The sequence below is a fragment of the Paraburkholderia jirisanensis genome, assembly GCF_054782355.1.
The window spans coordinates 998,318-1,013,199 of sequence record NZ_BAAGSQ010000025.1 but is presented as its reverse complement, the minus strand read 5'-3'; the positions used below and the strand labels follow the sequence as shown (position 1 = coordinate 1,013,199).

Genomic DNA, 14,882 nt, shown 5'->3' with positions numbered 1-14,882 from the left:
CTGTTGAAACAATCCCACCTGCTATAGCAACCGCCGGCGCCGATTGACCTGTTACTTGCGCCGGCGCGCTTGCTGCCCCTTCTCGGTGATGATCGAATCGAAGTCGTCGACCTGCGAGAAGCGCACCGCCTTGACGACGCCGAACTTGCTGCTGTCCACCACGAGGTGGCTTTCCACCGCGCTCGCCATTGCCGCCTGCTTCAGCGCGACTTCATGAAAATTCCAGCAGGTCACGCCGCGCGTTGGATCGACGCCACCCGCTGAAATAAACGCCTTGTTGATGCCCATGCGACGCAGCACGTCGATGCTGTCCTCGCCGGAAAACGAATCGGACGACGGCACGTAGACGCCGCCCAGCAAGATCATCCGCACATTGGGCTTGCGCCGCAGAATCTCCGCGACGTTCAGCGAATAGCAGACTACCGTCACATGCCGCTCCGCCGGAATCAGTCGCGCGAGCGTGGTGAGCGTGGTGCCGCAATCGATAAACAGGGTTTCGTTGTCGCCGATCAGTTTGGCCGCATGCGCGGAAGCTTCTGCCTTGGCGGGCGCGAAGTGATCCTTTTCCTGTTCCAGCGAATAGCCGGCGGAATTCGGCACGTCGGTCGCGCTGACGATATAGCCGCCGAGATACGTGAATTTGCCGGGACTCGCGGCAATATCGCGGCGCACCGTCATTTCCGATACACCGAGCAGCGCCGCCGCGTCGCGCAGGCGCATCACGCTTTGCCTTGTCAACGCATCGGAAAGCACACGCAGACGTTCAGTTTTGAGCATGGAAGTCCTCGCGCGCGGGTTACGCGGGCGCGTTAGATTTTTTTCGGGTTATGGGAGAATTATAACAACTTGACGTCAGAGTCTGTCACATCAAAGCGCATCGATTGCATTTTTATCGGCCGCATCGAGCGGCACGAAAAATCTGCAAGGCCTGAAAATTTTGCTGATTTACGCAGGGCCGTAACGTAAAAGGGGGAACTGATGCGCGGTTCGCAGGGTCTTCTGCTTAATTCAAACGAAGGGGGAGAACCCATGACGCGTGCCGTCGATTCCGGCGTCATTTTGATTGCGCGCATTGCGCTTGCCGTGCTGTTTCTATGGGCAGGCACGATGAAATTGCTGGGTTACGCGGGTTTTGTCGGCTACCTGCAATCGAAGGGGGTACCGTTCGTTGCGATCGCGGCGCCACTCGTCGTCGCGATCGAAGTGCTGGGCGGCGTGCTGCTCGTGCTCGGTTTCAAGATTCGCGCCCTCGGTTTGATTCTTGCGATCTACGCGGTGGTGACCGCGGTGCTCGGCCACGATTTCTGGAACGTCACCGACGCGAGCCTGCAGCGCGACATGGTGGTGCATTTCTGGAAGAACATCGGTATTGCCGGTGGTTTTTTGCTGCTGACCGTGACGGGCGCTGGACGTATCAGTATCGACGGTGCGCGCGCGCCGCGCAGCGGCTTGTCGCTTTAGGCCGGTATCGGTGGCGTGCGTTGCCTTGAAGCGTGGCGCGGCACGGCGGGCCCGAACGTTGCGTAACACTGCGTGATACGCTCTGGCGAATCTCCCCAACGGTTTCGATCAAGCTAAAAAGGAGCACGCAATGATTCAAGGTTTCGACTACACGATCGGCGGCCAGGTCATGCAGTTTTGCGCGAGCCTGGGCGAAGGGCCGACTCCGCATCGCGTCATCATCAGCATTGCGGACTCAGCCAAGACTCTCGTTCTGATGGATGCGTCCGGCTTGATCGGCACGATCAAGGCAGAGATCGAAGAGCCCAAGGAACTCATTGCCAATGCGATCCGCAAGGTGCAGCACGAGAAGCTGATCGAGAAGGCGCTCGACACCGGCGAGATTCAGGAAGTGCCGTTGTAGGCAGCGGCGAGTGCGGCGCGTCGGGCATGCGACATCGTTCGGGCGTGCAACAAAGCCGCACAGCCGCACAGATCGCAACGCCCGCGAATGCTTTAGAGGGCATCGCGGGCGTTGTCTTGTTTGATGTCCGGCGTCAGACGCAAAAGCGCATTTGCAGCGACGCGCAGCGCTGCCCCTACTGCGTTGTCTTATTCGGCCGTATGCACCGCGTTGCGCGGGCCGGACGCACTCCCTCCATCGCGTACCGCGGCACCCACATGCGGATGCGGGTCGACCAGCCACGCCAGCGCAAACGCCGTGACCAGCACGACTGCCGAGATGGCTGCCGCCGCGTGCAGCCCGGCCACGATGTGCGTGCCGACCGCCAGCGCGCCAAATGCCGCGACGCCCACCGCACCGCCCGCCTGACGCGCCGTATTCAATACCGCCGACGCGATGCCCGAGCGGCGCGCGTCGGTGGAGGCGAGTACCGCGGTGGTCATTGCAGGCACGGCAAGCCCCATCCCGGACGGAATCAGCACAAACGGCACAAACAGCGCCCAGAGCGGCGAGTTCGCATCGATGCCGTGCAGCAGACCATAACCGAGCGCTGCGATCAGCGCGCCGCCCACCATCGGCACGCGCACGCCGCAGCGGCCGGCCAGCCAGCCGCTCGCGACATTCGACACCAGGAAGCCGCCGGTCAGCGGCAGGAACACGAGGCCCGCCTGCAGCGGCGTGTAGCCGCGCACGCGCTGCAGAAACAGGCTCAGCACGAACACTACGCCGTAGTACGTCAGATTCACGCAGATGCCGAACAGCACGGCAGCGCTGAAGGTGCGCGCGCGAAACAGCGTCAGCGGCAGCATCGGTGCGGCGCCTTGCCGCTCGGCGCGACGCTCGACCGCGACGAACGCGAGCGCCGCGACCAGCGCAAGCGCGAGGCCGCCCGCGACGAGCGGATGCGCGATGCCAAGCGGCCGCCATTCGATCACCGCAGCGGTGAACGCGGTCAACGCGACGACCGCAAGCGCCTGGCCGCGCAGATCGATGCCACGCGCGCTAGCGGCGCGAGCCGGCTGCTGCGATGCCGCGCCCGGCACCCAGACGAAGGTGGCCGCCAGACCCGCCGCGCACAGCGGCAGGTTGACGAGAAAGATGCTGCGCCAGCCGAATGCTTCGATCAGCAAACCGCCGATCACCGGGCCCGCCGCGATCGAGACCGCGCCGGCGGCGGTCCACAGCCCGACGGCGCGTGCGCGCAACCTCGAATCGTGCCTGCACGCGTCGTTCAGCAAGGCGAGCGAGTTCGGCAGCATCGCCGCCGCGCCGATCCCCTGGCACGCGCGTGCAGCAACCAGCAGCGCCGCGTTGCCGGCCAGCCCGCATAACAGCGAGGCGACGGCGAACAGTGCAATGCCGCACGCGAACAGGCGACGTGCACCGAAACGGTCGCCGAGCACGCCGGCCGACAGCATCAGCACCGCGAACGCGAGCGTGTAGGCATCGACGATCCATTGCAGGCCGGCGACGCTCGCGTGCAGGTCGTTGCCGATCTTCGCGAGCGCCACGTTGACGATGGTCACGTCGAGCTGCGTGACGACGAAGCCGACGCTGACCGTCGCAACGATACGGGCCAGTGCGGGCGAGAACGATGAGGCTCGGGGAGGGGTTGGTGTGTTCATAGGCCCATGTTACGGGCGTGCCGAGCCGCGACGTTTCCGGCCTGGCTGAACCATGCATGCGGCAATGCAGGGGGCGCGCGGCGTTTTTGCTGATTTACGAGACAAGCGCCGGGAACAGACGCGAACCCTTGCTGCACAAGGCCCGGCCACGCCCACGACGCCGCTTGCCCAGCCGCGCGCGTGCCGCGCAAGCATGTGGCCCTGCAAATTCAGACTGGTCTTATGGGCGATCGCAGTCGCACCTCACAGAATCGCCAGCGAGGCGAACTTGAGAATTTTTACAATGCGAATTGCGATCCTTCAACGAGATCCGGTGCGGAGCAAACAGCTCGAACGCATCCTTGTCCAGGCCGGCCATAGCTGTCTGCTCTTCGACGACGGCCTGATGCTGGCGAAAGCCCTGGCCCGTTCGACCACCGATCTGCTGATACTCGACTGGCCCGGCGCACGAATGTCGGGCAGCGACGTGCTGAAGTCGGTGCGTTCGGTCAGCGGCGACCGGGTGCCGGTGCTGTTTGCATCGGAAGATGCATCCGAAGAGAGCATCGTGCGCGCGCTGTCGTGCGGCGCGGACGATTACGTGACGTTCCCGGTGCGCATCGCCGAATTCCGCGAGCGCATTACCGCGCTGTTGCGGCGTGCTTATCCGGAGCGTTTCGGTTTGTCGAGCTTCGAGGTCGGGCCGTATCGATTCGATACGCGGCGCCAGATCGTGACGCTGCGCGGTCAACCCGTGCAGCTGTCAGGCACGCAGTTCCGGCTGGCGTCGCTGTTCTTCTCGAACGTCGGCCGGGTGCTGTCGCGCGATCACATCTTCGCGATGGTGTGGGGGCGTGAATTCCGCGAGGTGACGCGTACGATCGACAGCCACGTGTCGCGGCTGCGCGTGCTGCTCGAGATCGGCGACCACAACGATTTCCGTTTGCAGCCGGTGTACAAGAGCGGATACCGGTTGTTGTGCGTGAGTACGGGCACCCGCGAGAACGCCGCTGAGCGGCAGCCCGCCGCGGCTTGACGATGTGACGAAGCGCGCCGCAACGAGGCAATGACACACTGCGCGCGCCACGCTGCCCATGCATAGGGCACCGCTGGCGCGCGCGCATGTCTGTCTGGCTTTCGCAGGCAGCTTGTTCAGCTCTTGCCGCCGATCGTATCCATCGGCACGAACGCGCCTTTGTCCACCTTGTAGATCGTCACCGGCGCATCCTTCAGGTCGCCCTTCGTGTCATACGCGATGTCGTCGGACGTCACGCCTTTCAAGGTCAGCTTGACCAGATACGGCGTATAAACCTTCGGGTCCGTCGAGTTCGCGTTCTTCATCGCCGTCAATAGCGCGATCGTGCCGTCGTACGAGTACGGCGCATACGTCACCGGGCTTTCGTTGAAGCGTGCCTTGTAGCGCTCTGCGAAGCTCGCGAAGCCAGGCATCTTCTGGTTCGGCAGGCCGCCCATATAGACGATCGAACCTTCCGCCGCGCTGCCGCCCACCTTCAGGAAGGTCGGCGATTTCGACATCTCGCCGGTAATGAACGCCGACTTGATGCCGAGTTGCCGCATCTTGCGGATCATCGGCGACGATTGCGCGTCGCCGCCGCCATAGAACACCGCATCGGGCGCGATGCCCTTCAGGTTGGTCAGGATGGCGGAGAAATCGAGCGCCTTGTCGTTGGTGAAGTCGCGCTTGACGATCGTGCCGCCGGCGGCCTGCACGGCCGTCGCGAATTCGTCGGCGATGCCCTGGCCGTACGCGGTGCGGTCGTCGATGATAACGACGCGCTTGTAGTTCAGGCGCTTCACCACATACGCCCCCATGATGCTGCCGGCCTGAGAATCGCTGGTCAGCAACCGATAGGTGGTCTTGTAGCCGCGTGCCGTGAATTCCGGCGAAGTGGCCATCGAAATCTGCGGCAGGCCCGCGCGGTTGTAAAGGTCGGATGCGGGGATGCTGGTGCCCGAGTTGAAGTGGCCGATGATGCCGTGCACGCCATCGTCGATCAGCCGCTGCGCAACGGTGGTGCCGGTGCGTGGATCGGCCTGGTCGTCCTCCGAGGTCAGTGCGAAGGTGACCGGCTTGCCGTCGATCACCGGATGCGTCGCGTTGAAGTCGTCGATTGCGAGCTGCGCGCCTTTTTGCATGTCGGTGCCGTAGTTCGACTGCTGGCCGGTCAACGGCGCCGCAAAGCCGATCTTGACGAGATCGCCGTCCGCGGCGGACGCGCTGCCGGCGGCGAAGGCGACGGCAATTGCCGACGCGATGACAACGTGCATTTTGCTGAGCTTCACTTTCACTTCCCCCGTGTATGGATGAACGCCGACGCGGCTTGCGCGTTCTTGCGCATGCCGGCGGCACTTCGTTGACGTACGTGGTGTTGCGAATGGATGCGTGAGCGGGCGCGCGGCGTGTGCAACGCGCGCCCGCTCACTTGCGATAGAGCGGCGTTTACAGCTTCGGCAGTGCAGGGCGCGTTTCGATCGAGCGGCGGATCAGCGCTTCGACGCTCTTGCGCTCGTCGCCGGCAAGCGGCAGGCGCGGCGGGCGCACCGGCTCGGTGCCGAGACCGACGATCGCTTCGGCAAGCTTGATGTTCTGCACGAGCTTGGCCGACACGTCGAGCGCGAGCAGCGGCGCGAACCAGCGGTAGATTGCGCGCGCTTCTTCGAAGCGGCCGGCCTTGAACAGCTTGTAGATCGCTACCGTCTCATGCGGGAACGCGCACACGAGGCCCGCGACCCAGCCGTGCGCGCCCATCATCACCGCTTCGAGCGCGAGGTTGTCGACGCCGCACAGAATCGCATAGCGGTCGCCGACGGCGTTGATCAGATCGGTCACGCGCCGCACGTCGCCGCACGATTCCTTGATCGCGACGATTTTCTTCTCGTCGGCGATTTCCGCGAACATGTCGGGTGTCATGTCGACGCCGTATGCGAGCGGGTTGTTGTAGATCATCAGCGGCAGGCTGCTTGCGTGCGCAACCATCCGGAAGTGATTCAGCGTCTCGCGGCGATCCGACAGGTAGCGCAGGCCCGGCAGCACCATGTAGCCTGCGGCGCCGTGCTTCGCACCGGCTTGCGCCTGGCGGCACGCGTCGAGCGTGCTGTTTTCGGCGATGGTCAGCAGCACCGGCACCCGGCCGCGCGATGCTTCGACCGCCACGTCGAGCACCTGCAGCTTTTCGTCGAGCGACAAGGTCGACGCTTCGCCGAGCGAGCCGCAGACGATGATGCCGTCGACGCCCGCATCGATCTGTGCTTCGATATTCTTCTTGGTCCAGGCGCGGTCTATGCTGAAATCCGCGTGGAATTTGGTGGTGACGGCAGGCATCACGCCTTCCCAGATATGCGCCACGACTGCTCTCCTGATGGTGATGAATCGATCGCAGTGTAAGCAGCGAAAATGCGCACGTCTTGCGCGATTCGCGCGTGCCGGATGACGATTTCAGCATAGTGCGGTCGTGATGGCTGGCAGGCTATTGGGCTTCACGTCATGGTGGTTTACGGCAATCAGGGATGTTACGGAGGCTCGCTGCCTGTATTGCAACGGCAAAGCCGTAGGGCCGACGAGCACGTGTCGCGGACGATCTGGCATGCGGCCTGTTGCGCTTGTAACGTGCTGCCGTAGCATGGATTCGCTACAATGCCAGACGGCTCGCATCGCTATGCCGAAATCGTCACAATCGGCGCGCAACCGGGTCAAGACTCACGCGCGCCGCATTCCTACCATGACGCCATGAAAACCTTGAACGTAATCGATTCCCACACGGGCGGCGAGCCGACCCGTCTGGTTGTAGCGGGTGGCCCTGAACTCGGCGCGGGCACGCTTGCCGAGCGCTTCGACGTGTTGCGTACCCGGTTCGACGCGTGGCGCGCCGGCGTGGTGACCGAGCCGCGCGGCTCGGACGTGGTGGTCGGCGCGTTGCTGTGCGAACCGGACGACCCGGAATGCGCGGCGGGCGTGATCTTCTTCAACAACGTCGGCTATCTCGGCATGTGCGGGCACGGCACCATCGGCCTCGTCGTGTCGCTTGCGCATATGGGCCGCATCGGGCCCGGGCGGCACCGGATCGAAACGCCGGTCGGTATCGTCGAAGCGACGCTCAACGACGATCTGAGCGTGTCGGTGCGCAATGTGCCGTCGTATCGCTATCGCAAGGACGTCAGCATCGACGTGCCGGGTTACGGCGCTTTCACCGGCGACATCGCGTGGGGCGGTAACTGGTTTTTCCTCGTTGCGGATCATGGCCGCGCGCTGGAAGCGGCGCATATCGCGGAACTGACGACGTTCAGCTCGACAATGCGCGACGCGTTGAGCGCCGCCGGCATCACCGGCGCAGACGGCGCGCTGATCGATCACATCGAACTGTTCGGACCGGGCGCGCAAGCGGGTATCGATAGCCGCAGCTTTGTGCTGTGCCCGGGCGATGCCTACGACCGTTCGCCGTGCGGCACCGGCACCAGCGCGAAGGTCGCGTGCCTTGCGGCCGACGGCAAGCTCGAAGCGGGCCGCGTGTGGCGTCAGCAAAGCATTATCGGCAGCGTATTCGACGCGAGCTACGTACAAGGTGCACCGCTCGGCGGTACGCCGACGGTGGTGCCGACCATCACCGGCCATGCTTACGTGATGGCGGAGAGCCGTCTGTGTTTTGACGAGCGCGATCCGTTCGCCGCAGGCATCCGCCTCAGATGAGCACGGGCAATACGGTCACACGCATGCGGCGACGCATGCACGCGTCGATAGCCATGTTCGAGTCATGACGCATTCGATGAGAGCAGATGCAGTGATCGTCGGCGCCGGCATCGTCGGTGCGGCGTGCGCGGCGGAACTGGCGGCGCGCGGCATGCGCGTGATGGTGCTCGACGCGCAGGGTATCGGCGGCGGTGCGACGGCGGCCGGCATGGGCCATATCGTTGCGATGAACGACTCGCCTGCGGAACTCGCGTTGAGTGCTTATTCGCGCAGCTTGTGGCTGGAGCTTGCGCCGCAGCTGCGTGCACGCGATGCGTTCGTGCGCTGCGGCACGCTGTGGGTCGCCGAGGACGACGACGAATGGCAAGCCGCGCGCGCGTTGCACGACGGCTTCGCCGCGCAGCAAGTCGCGGCGCAATTGCTCGACGCGCACGCATTGCGCGAGTGCGAACCGGCGTTGGCCGAGCGGATGGCAGGCGGTCTGCTGATCGAAGACGACGGCATCGTCTATGCGCCGGCCGTTGCGCAATGGTTGCTGCAGGAAGGGCCGGGCGCATCGCGCATCGAATTGCGGCTCGGTGCGCAGGCGGTGGCAGTCGATGCGCGCAGCGTGACACTGGCGGACGGCGCACGCGTCGAAGCGGCACACGTGATCGTCGCGAACGGTATCGGCGCGAATACGCTGGTGCGATCGTTGCCGATGCAACCGAAAAAAGGCCACCTGCTGATCACCGACCGCTACCCGGGGCTGATCCGCCATCAATTGCTCGAGCTTGGCTATATCAAGAGCGCACATCACGCGAGCGGCACGTCGGTCGCGTTCAATGCGCAGCCGCGGCCCACCGGCCAACTGCTGATCGGTTCGTCGCGGCAGTTCGAGACGACCGATCCCAGCGTGGAAATGCCGGTGCTCGCGCAGATGCTGCGTCGTGCCGCGCATTATCTGCCCGCGTTGCCCACGCTGAACGGCATTCGCGCCTGGACGGGTTTTCGTGCGGCGTCGCCCGATGGCTTGCCGCTGATCGGACCCGCCGGCGCTTTCGCTCCCGGTGTGTGGCTCGCAACCGGCCATGAAGGGCTCGGCGTGACGACTTCGCTTGCCACCGCCAGACTGCTTGCCGCGCAGATCACTGCCAGTGCCGCGCCGATTCCGTGCGAACCGTATTTGCCTGCGCGCTTTGCGCTGGGAGTTTGTCATGCGTGACGAACATGCTGCGACGCTACGCGTGACGGTGGATGGCAAGACCGTCGACGTCGCGGCCGGCGCGACCATCGTAGCGGCGCTTGCGATGCGTACGGGAATTGCCGGTACGCGTCTGTCGGTAAGCGGTATGCCGCGCGCTGCGCTGTGCGGCATGGGCATCTGCCAGGAGTGCCGTGTGACGGTTGACGGCCGCGCGCACGTACTGGCGTGCCAGACGCTGTGCCGCGAGGGCCAGGTCATCGAAACCGTGAGGCTGCGATGAAGCAGCAATACGACGTGGTCGTGGTGGGGGCAGGGCCGGCAGGTTTGAATGCGGCGCACGCGGCGGCACGCGCGGGCGCACGCGTGGCGGTGCTCGACGACAATCCCCGCGTGGGCGGCCAGGTGTGGCGGCACGGTCCGCGGCATCCGCGCGCGGCGGCGTTGAGTCAGCGTCTGGCGGCTTTGCAGGAAGCCGGTAACGTCGTGCTTTTGAGCGCCGCGCGGGTCGTTGCGCCGCTCGACGCGCGTGGTCTGCTGGTCGAATCGGTCGAACATGGCGCGGTGACGGTCCAGTATCGAAAGTTGATCCTCGCCACCGGCGCGCGCGAGCGATTGTTGCCGTTCAACGGCTGGACTTTGCCGGGCGTCACCGGTGCGGGCGGGCTGCAGGCATTGATCAAAAGCGGCGTGCCGGTGCGGGGCGAGCGGATCGTGATCGCCGGTAGCGGGCCGCTCTTGCTTGCCGCGTTGGCGACGGCGCGACAAGCCGGCGCCGAGGTGGTGGCGGTGGTAGAGCAGGCAGCCTGGCCGGCAGTGGCGCGTTTCGGTCTGTCGCTCGCGGCGACGCCGGCAAAGCTGTGGCAGGCGGCGCAACTGACGCGTGGCTTCGCCGGGTTGCGCTACTGGAGCGGCAGTGTCGTGCGCGAAGCGCTCGGCAACGGGCGGGTCGAGCGCGTGCGCATCCAGCGCGGCGCCGAGGTTGGCGACGATATCGTGCTGGCTTGCGAGCGCATTGCCTGCGGCTACGGGCTGGTGCCGAACGTCGTGCTGGCGCAGGCGCTCGGCTGCGAGATGCGCGGCGGCGGTGTCGCTACAACTGCAACTGCGGGCGACGGCGCGGCTATCGCGGTCGACGACGCGCAGCGCACATCGCTCGAGCACGTGTTTGCCGCAGGCGAATGCACCGGCATCGGCGGTATGGAGCTGTCGGCAGTGGAAGGCGCGATCGCGGGATTGGCGGCGAGCGGCAGCAGTTCGCAGGAGCTGCCGCGGTTGCGCGCGCAGCGCGCGCGCTGGCAGCGTTTTGCGGCGCGCGTCGAAACGGCGTTCGCGCTAGGCGAACTCGCACGTACGCCGCCATCGGACGATACGCTGCTGTGCCGTTGCGAAGACGTCACGTATGGCGCGGTGCGCGCGCATGCGAACTGGCGCGACGCGAAACTGCATACGCGCTGTGGAATGGGCGCATGCCAAGGGCGTATTTGCGGCACTGCTGCTGCGGTCTATTTCGGCTGGGATGCTGCGCAACCGCGGCCGCCGTTCAGCCCGGCACAGATCGCCACGCTGATCGAGGCCGCGCCGCAGCCGGCGAATGCGGATTGATGCACGAACGCGGGCAGCGCTGCGGCCCGGGCTCCGATTGTTTGCTGCGCAACCCGGCTTCAGGCTCCTCCTGGTTTTGCCTCCGGGCTCGGCCCTATAATCGATCGCACCCGTCAACCGTTCGCCCGCACAGGCTCGCACGATGAATATGGCCAATCCGCTGGAAGCGCTCGGCGCGAGCGCCGCGACGCTTGCCGTGATGCTCGCGCATTTCACGCTACTCGAGCCGGTGTTCGACGCGATGCCGGACGTCGTGTTCTTCGTCAAGGACGACGCAGCGCGCTACGCGCTGGTCAATCGCACGCTGGCCTCGCGCTGCGGCTGCAAGGAAAAGGAAGCGCTGCTCGGCAAGACCGCCGAAGACGTGTTTCCACGCCGCTTCGGCCGTGTCTATACCGCGCAGGATCAGGCGATCATCCACGTCGGCAACCAGATGCTCGATCAGCTGGAGTTGCATCTGTATCCGGGGCGTCAGCCTGGCTGGTGCCTGACCACCAAGCAGCCGTTGCGCGATCCGTCGGGACGGGTCGTCGGGCTTGCCGGTATCTCGCGCGACCTGAAAGCGGATGAAGGCAGCCACCCGGCCTACAGCCGGCTTGCGGTGGTGGTGCAGTACATCCAGCAGAACTACGTGCAGCCGCTGAATCTCAAGCAACTCGCGGCCATGGCCGACATGTCGGTCGCTCAACTCGAACGTTATTTTCACAAGGTGTTTCAGCTGACGCCGCGCCAGGTGCTGCTGAAAACGCGCCTCGACGCGGCCACCGCACTGCTGGTGTCGCAGGAGAAAGTGACCGACGTCGCGGCGTTATGCGGCTACACCGATCACAGCGCGTTCACGCGGCAATTCAAGGCGACGGTTGGCGTGACGCCGACCGAGTACCGGATGCTGCTGCTCGGCAACGGCCGGCAGCGCGCAGCCGCGTGATGCGCTGCCCGATACTCCGTCACGCACGCAAATGAGTCCGCGCGGCCCCGCATTACGCTATTACGTGTACGTGGTGGCGCTCGACGATACGGTGTGGAACGAGCCGCGCTTCAGGCGCGCGAACCCGGACTATCGTTTCGACAAGCCGTGTGTGTATGTGGGGATGACCGGTCTCGACCCGGACCTGCGTTTCGACCGGCACAAGGCCGGTATCCAGGCGAACCGCTTCGTGCGCGATTACGGCCTGCGGCTGATGCCGAAACTGTATGAGGTTTTCAATCCGCTGCCGTACGATGGCGCGCGCGATATGGAAGTGGAACTGGCGATCGGCCTGCGCGAAGCAGGCTACGCGGTGTGGCAGGCGTGAAGCATCACGCCGTCGGTCAGGGAGTTGTGAGCTTGATTACGTTTGATCGTGCGTTGATTCCGTTTTAACGCACCCCAAGACCACGCAGGATGGCATTACCGTGTTCGGTCAGACGAATGCGCGGCGCGCCGGCGTCGGAGGCGATGGTTTCTACCAGCCCGGCTTCCTGCAGCATCGGAATTTCCGGCTTCGCAAGCGCGTCGACCGGCGCATGCAGCAACAACAGCAATGTGGCAATTTCGTGATGACTCAACAGCCGGCGCAATATGGTCGCCCGTTTCGGGGCCGCTTGCGTCTGCTTTGCATCAGGCGGGCTGCTGTCCATCGGACACCTCTTGTCGATCATGTTTAATTCTGGTGACCGCGATCATGCGCAGCCAAACTTAAACCGCGCTTAAACCGCGCTCAGGCACCGCACGCGGTTTGCGCACGGGCGTTGCGCGCCGACGCACACTGTTGCTTACATTTGCCTCACGGTGCGCAGGTCTGGCTCGCGGCTTCGATCCACATGTTCGACATGTGCCGCTGGCCTGCATAGAAACGGTAGGTGGTGCCGCCGTTGTCCTCGCGCACCTTGACGATGTTCGAGTCGCCGAAATCGAGCATCGTGCCCTGCGGAATCGGCGTGGCCTTGAAACTCGTGTTGTGCTTTTGTGCTTCCTGCTTCATGCATTGAACGACATCGTCGACGGGGCGTTTCGTCATCGTGTCTTTCATCGGGTCGCCCGCGTCCGGGTTGCTCTGGAACTGCGCGCACGCGCTGAGCGCGAGCACCGCACACAGCGTTGCAATATGTGTTTTCCTCATGACTCTCCTTGGATTTCGGGTCGTTTCCGGCAATTTTGCCGGTCGCGCAACATCACGGATTATATCGGCGCAAGAGCTGTGCCTAGCGCAAAGCTGCGGTGCAGCACGCGGCACTGTGCCGCAAGCGGACGCGCCGGCGCGGTTTCAGCGGCCCTGTTGCGTCGTCCCTGCGCACGGGCCGAAGGATGCATCTGCGTTGTTTCAGCGTACCGTGCGGCGCCTTGCGGCCAGCGCGTCGCGTGTTTGCATCGCGGTGTAGGTGAACTGCGCGGCGGCGAGGCCAAGCGCGCCGAAAGTCGGGGCGAGACCGAACTGTGCGAACGCTTCGGGAACCGGCCGTTCGCCGGCGATCGCGGCAGCCAGCAGTTCGCCCGAGACGGTGGTCGGCGCCATGCCGTGCCCACCGAAACCGACCGCGTACCAGACGCCGTCGCTGCTGCGGCCGATCTGCGGCATCTTGTGCCGCGCATAGCTCATCAGTCCGCCCCACGCATGATCGATCTGCACGTCGTGCAGCTGCGGATAGACCTTCAGCAGGTCGCGGCGCAGCAGCCGTGCGATCGCCTGCGGTGTGCGTTCGACGATCGAGATGCGGCCGCCCCACAAAATGCGCGTGTCCGGCAGCGGGCGATAGTAGTCGAATGCAAAGCGCGTGTCGTACACCGCGCAAGCGCAGGCGAGCGCCTCGGCGAGACGGGCGCCGAGCGGCTCGGTCGTCATCACGTAAGTGGCGATCGGCAATACCGCACGTTCGACGCGGCGGTACACGTTGCGTGCGTAGCCACCGCTCGCCATCACGACATGCTCGGCGTCGATCGCGCCATGCTGCGTTTCGACCACGAAGCCGCCGCCACGCTGCGCGCGTAGCGCTCTCACCGGCGATTGCTCGTAGAGCCGCGTGCCGGCCGCCGCGGCAGCGTCGGCCACGCCGAGCACGTACTTCAGCGGGTGGAAATGGAACGCGTTGCGCTCGAACAGGCCGCCGTGATAGCGGCGTGTCATCAGACGCGCGGCGAGCTCCGGTGCGGCAAGCGGTTCCCAGTCGACGCCGAACGATTCCTTCATCAGCCGTCGCTGCGTGTCGAGCCGGGCGGGCTCGTCGAACCAGTTTGCGAGTATCACGCCAGCATCGGTCGCGTCGCAGTCGATCCCGTAGCGGCGGATCCGCTTGCGCATCAGATCGACCGCGTCGATAGTCAGCGCGTACAGTTCGCGGGCCCGCGCCGGGCCGAGCAGTTTCAGCAGGTCCGCGCAGTCGAGGCTGTAGCCGCCGAACACAAAGCCGCCGTTGCGGCCGGAAGCACCGAAGCCCATGTGCTGCGCTTCGAGCACGACGACGTCGGTCACGCCGCGCTCGGCGAGACCGAGTGCGGTGGAAAGTCCCGCAAGCCCGCCGCCGACGATGCATACGCGTGCGCTGTGCCGGCCGCTCAAACGCGCTCGCTCGGGGCGTGCAACAGTGGCTTCGTAGAAACTCTGCATCGGGCTGGATAAGTGGTGCGGCTCGGATTGGATTCGTGCGGGACGCATGTGCGCTTCATATGTGCTGCGTGGCACTTCGTCGCGTGCATGGCCGGCGCTTCCCGCACGTCTTTCAGCGTGCCTCTCAGCGCGCTTCCTTGTGCATTCTCTCGCGCATTTCTTCGAGTTCTACCAAACGAAGCGCGCTATGGTACTGAAAATCTCCCGGCGCTCCAATCGGGCTTTTCATGGGCTGCGCATCGGTTATGGCCCGAGTGTTGCGTAGCGTACTCACAACTGCGGCGCCTTTCCGCGACAG

At 64.8% G+C, this 14,882-nt stretch carries 16 protein-coding genes; 9 read left to right on the top strand and 7 right to left on the bottom strand.

The features are described from left to right. Positions 1-51: 51 nt before the first annotated feature. On the bottom strand, positions 52-777 hold the full coding sequence (locus tag ACYVNQ_RS16155; protein ID WP_460903499.1) for a DeoR/GlpR family DNA-binding transcription regulator: 726 nt from the start codon (positions 775-777) through the stop codon (positions 52-54). A gap of 252 nt (positions 778-1,029) precedes the next feature. On the opposite strand from ACYVNQ_RS16155, the gene ACYVNQ_RS16150 reads away from it, so the two are divergent. After that, positions 1,030-1,461, top strand: a complete 432-nt coding sequence (locus ACYVNQ_RS16150) for a DoxX family protein (RefSeq protein WP_460903498.1) — start codon at positions 1,030-1,032, stop codon at positions 1,459-1,461. Positions 1,462-1,591: 130 nt separating this feature from the next. Continuing rightward, on the top strand, positions 1,592-1,864 hold the full coding sequence (locus ACYVNQ_RS16145) for a hypothetical protein (RefSeq protein WP_460903497.1): 273 nt from the start codon (positions 1,592-1,594) through the stop codon (positions 1,862-1,864). Between the two features lie 188 nt (positions 1,865-2,052). Here the strand turns inward: ACYVNQ_RS16145 and ACYVNQ_RS16140 are convergent, their stop codons facing one another. Next, a complete protein-coding gene (locus ACYVNQ_RS16140) occupies positions 2,053-3,528 on the bottom strand; it encodes an MFS transporter (RefSeq protein WP_460903496.1) in 1,476 nt (491 codons plus the stop codon). Positions 3,529-3,811: 283 nt separating this feature from the next. Here ACYVNQ_RS16140 and ACYVNQ_RS16135 point away from each other — a divergent pair, with 283 nt between their 5' ends. Further along, a complete protein-coding gene (locus tag ACYVNQ_RS16135; protein ID WP_460903495.1) occupies positions 3,812-4,543 on the top strand; it encodes a response regulator transcription factor in 732 nt (243 codons plus the stop codon). 116 nt (positions 4,544-4,659) lie between these two features. On the opposite strand, the gene ACYVNQ_RS16130 is transcribed toward ACYVNQ_RS16135, so the two are convergent. Together ACYVNQ_RS16130 and ACYVNQ_RS16125 are read right to left on the bottom strand one after the other, a co-directional pair. Continuing rightward, positions 4,660-5,796, bottom strand: a complete 1,137-nt coding sequence (locus ACYVNQ_RS16130) for a branched-chain amino acid ABC transporter substrate-binding protein (RefSeq protein WP_460903610.1) — start codon at positions 5,794-5,796, stop codon at positions 4,660-4,662. A 172-nt stretch (positions 5,797-5,968) separates the two neighbouring features. Then, positions 5,969-6,874, bottom strand: coding sequence for a dihydrodipicolinate synthase family protein (locus ACYVNQ_RS16125; protein ID WP_460903494.1), 906 nt, complete (start codon positions 6,872-6,874; stop codon positions 5,969-5,971). Between the two features lie 381 nt (positions 6,875-7,255). Between ACYVNQ_RS16125 and ACYVNQ_RS16120 the strand changes: the two genes are divergently transcribed. The 6 genes from ACYVNQ_RS16120 (at position 7,256) to ACYVNQ_RS16095 (ending at position 12,295) form a co-directional block, all read left to right on the top strand. Continuing rightward, positions 7,256-8,212 carry a 4-hydroxyproline epimerase gene (locus tag ACYVNQ_RS16120; RefSeq protein WP_460903493.1) on the top strand — a complete coding sequence of 319 codons (957 nt, stop codon included), beginning with the start codon at positions 7,256-7,258 and terminating at the stop codon, positions 8,210-8,212. Beyond that, entirely contained in the window at positions 8,169-9,416 is a 1,248-nt protein-coding gene (locus ACYVNQ_RS16115) for an NAD(P)/FAD-dependent oxidoreductase (RefSeq protein WP_460903492.1), read from the top strand. Before ACYVNQ_RS16120 ends, ACYVNQ_RS16115 begins: the two co-directional genes overlap by 44 nt. Next, positions 9,409-9,678 (top strand): (2Fe-2S)-binding protein, encoded by a 270-nt coding sequence (locus ACYVNQ_RS16110; protein WP_460903491.1) that lies wholly within the window; start codon positions 9,409-9,411, stop codon positions 9,676-9,678. Before ACYVNQ_RS16115 ends, ACYVNQ_RS16110 begins: the two co-directional genes overlap by 8 nt. After that, positions 9,675-11,000 (top strand): FAD-dependent oxidoreductase, encoded by a 1,326-nt coding sequence (locus tag ACYVNQ_RS16105; RefSeq protein ID WP_460903490.1) that lies wholly within the window; start codon positions 9,675-9,677, stop codon positions 10,998-11,000. Before ACYVNQ_RS16110 ends, ACYVNQ_RS16105 begins: the two co-directional genes overlap by 4 nt. 148 nt (positions 11,001-11,148) lie before the next feature. Further along, the gene (locus ACYVNQ_RS16100; RefSeq protein WP_460903609.1) at positions 11,149-11,928 is read left to right on the top strand and encodes a PAS domain-containing protein; all 780 of its coding nucleotides are present in this window, start codon (positions 11,149-11,151) and stop codon (positions 11,926-11,928) included. 31 nt (positions 11,929-11,959) lie between these two features. Next, positions 11,960-12,295, top strand: coding sequence for a hypothetical protein (locus ACYVNQ_RS16095; protein WP_460903489.1), 336 nt, complete (start codon positions 11,960-11,962; stop codon positions 12,293-12,295). A 64-nt stretch (positions 12,296-12,359) separates the two neighbouring features. Here ACYVNQ_RS16095 and ACYVNQ_RS16090 read toward each other — a convergent pair whose 3' ends face one another. The 3 genes from ACYVNQ_RS16090 to ACYVNQ_RS16080 all read right to left on the bottom strand — a co-directional run bounded on the left by ACYVNQ_RS16090 (position 12,360) and on the right by ACYVNQ_RS16080 (position 14,584). Next, positions 12,360-12,620 (bottom strand): hypothetical protein, encoded by a 261-nt coding sequence (locus ACYVNQ_RS16090; protein ID WP_460903488.1) that lies wholly within the window; start codon positions 12,618-12,620, stop codon positions 12,360-12,362. A gap of 146 nt (positions 12,621-12,766) precedes the next feature. Further along, positions 12,767-13,102: a hypothetical protein gene (locus ACYVNQ_RS16085; RefSeq protein WP_460903487.1), complete on the bottom strand. Its 336-nt coding sequence runs from the start codon at positions 13,100-13,102 to the stop codon at positions 12,767-12,769. 201 nt (positions 13,103-13,303) lie between these two features. Beyond that, on the bottom strand, positions 13,304-14,584 hold the full coding sequence (locus tag ACYVNQ_RS16080) for an NAD(P)/FAD-dependent oxidoreductase (RefSeq protein ID WP_460903486.1): 1,281 nt from the start codon (positions 14,582-14,584) through the stop codon (positions 13,304-13,306). Positions 14,585-14,882 lie beyond the last annotated feature (298 nt).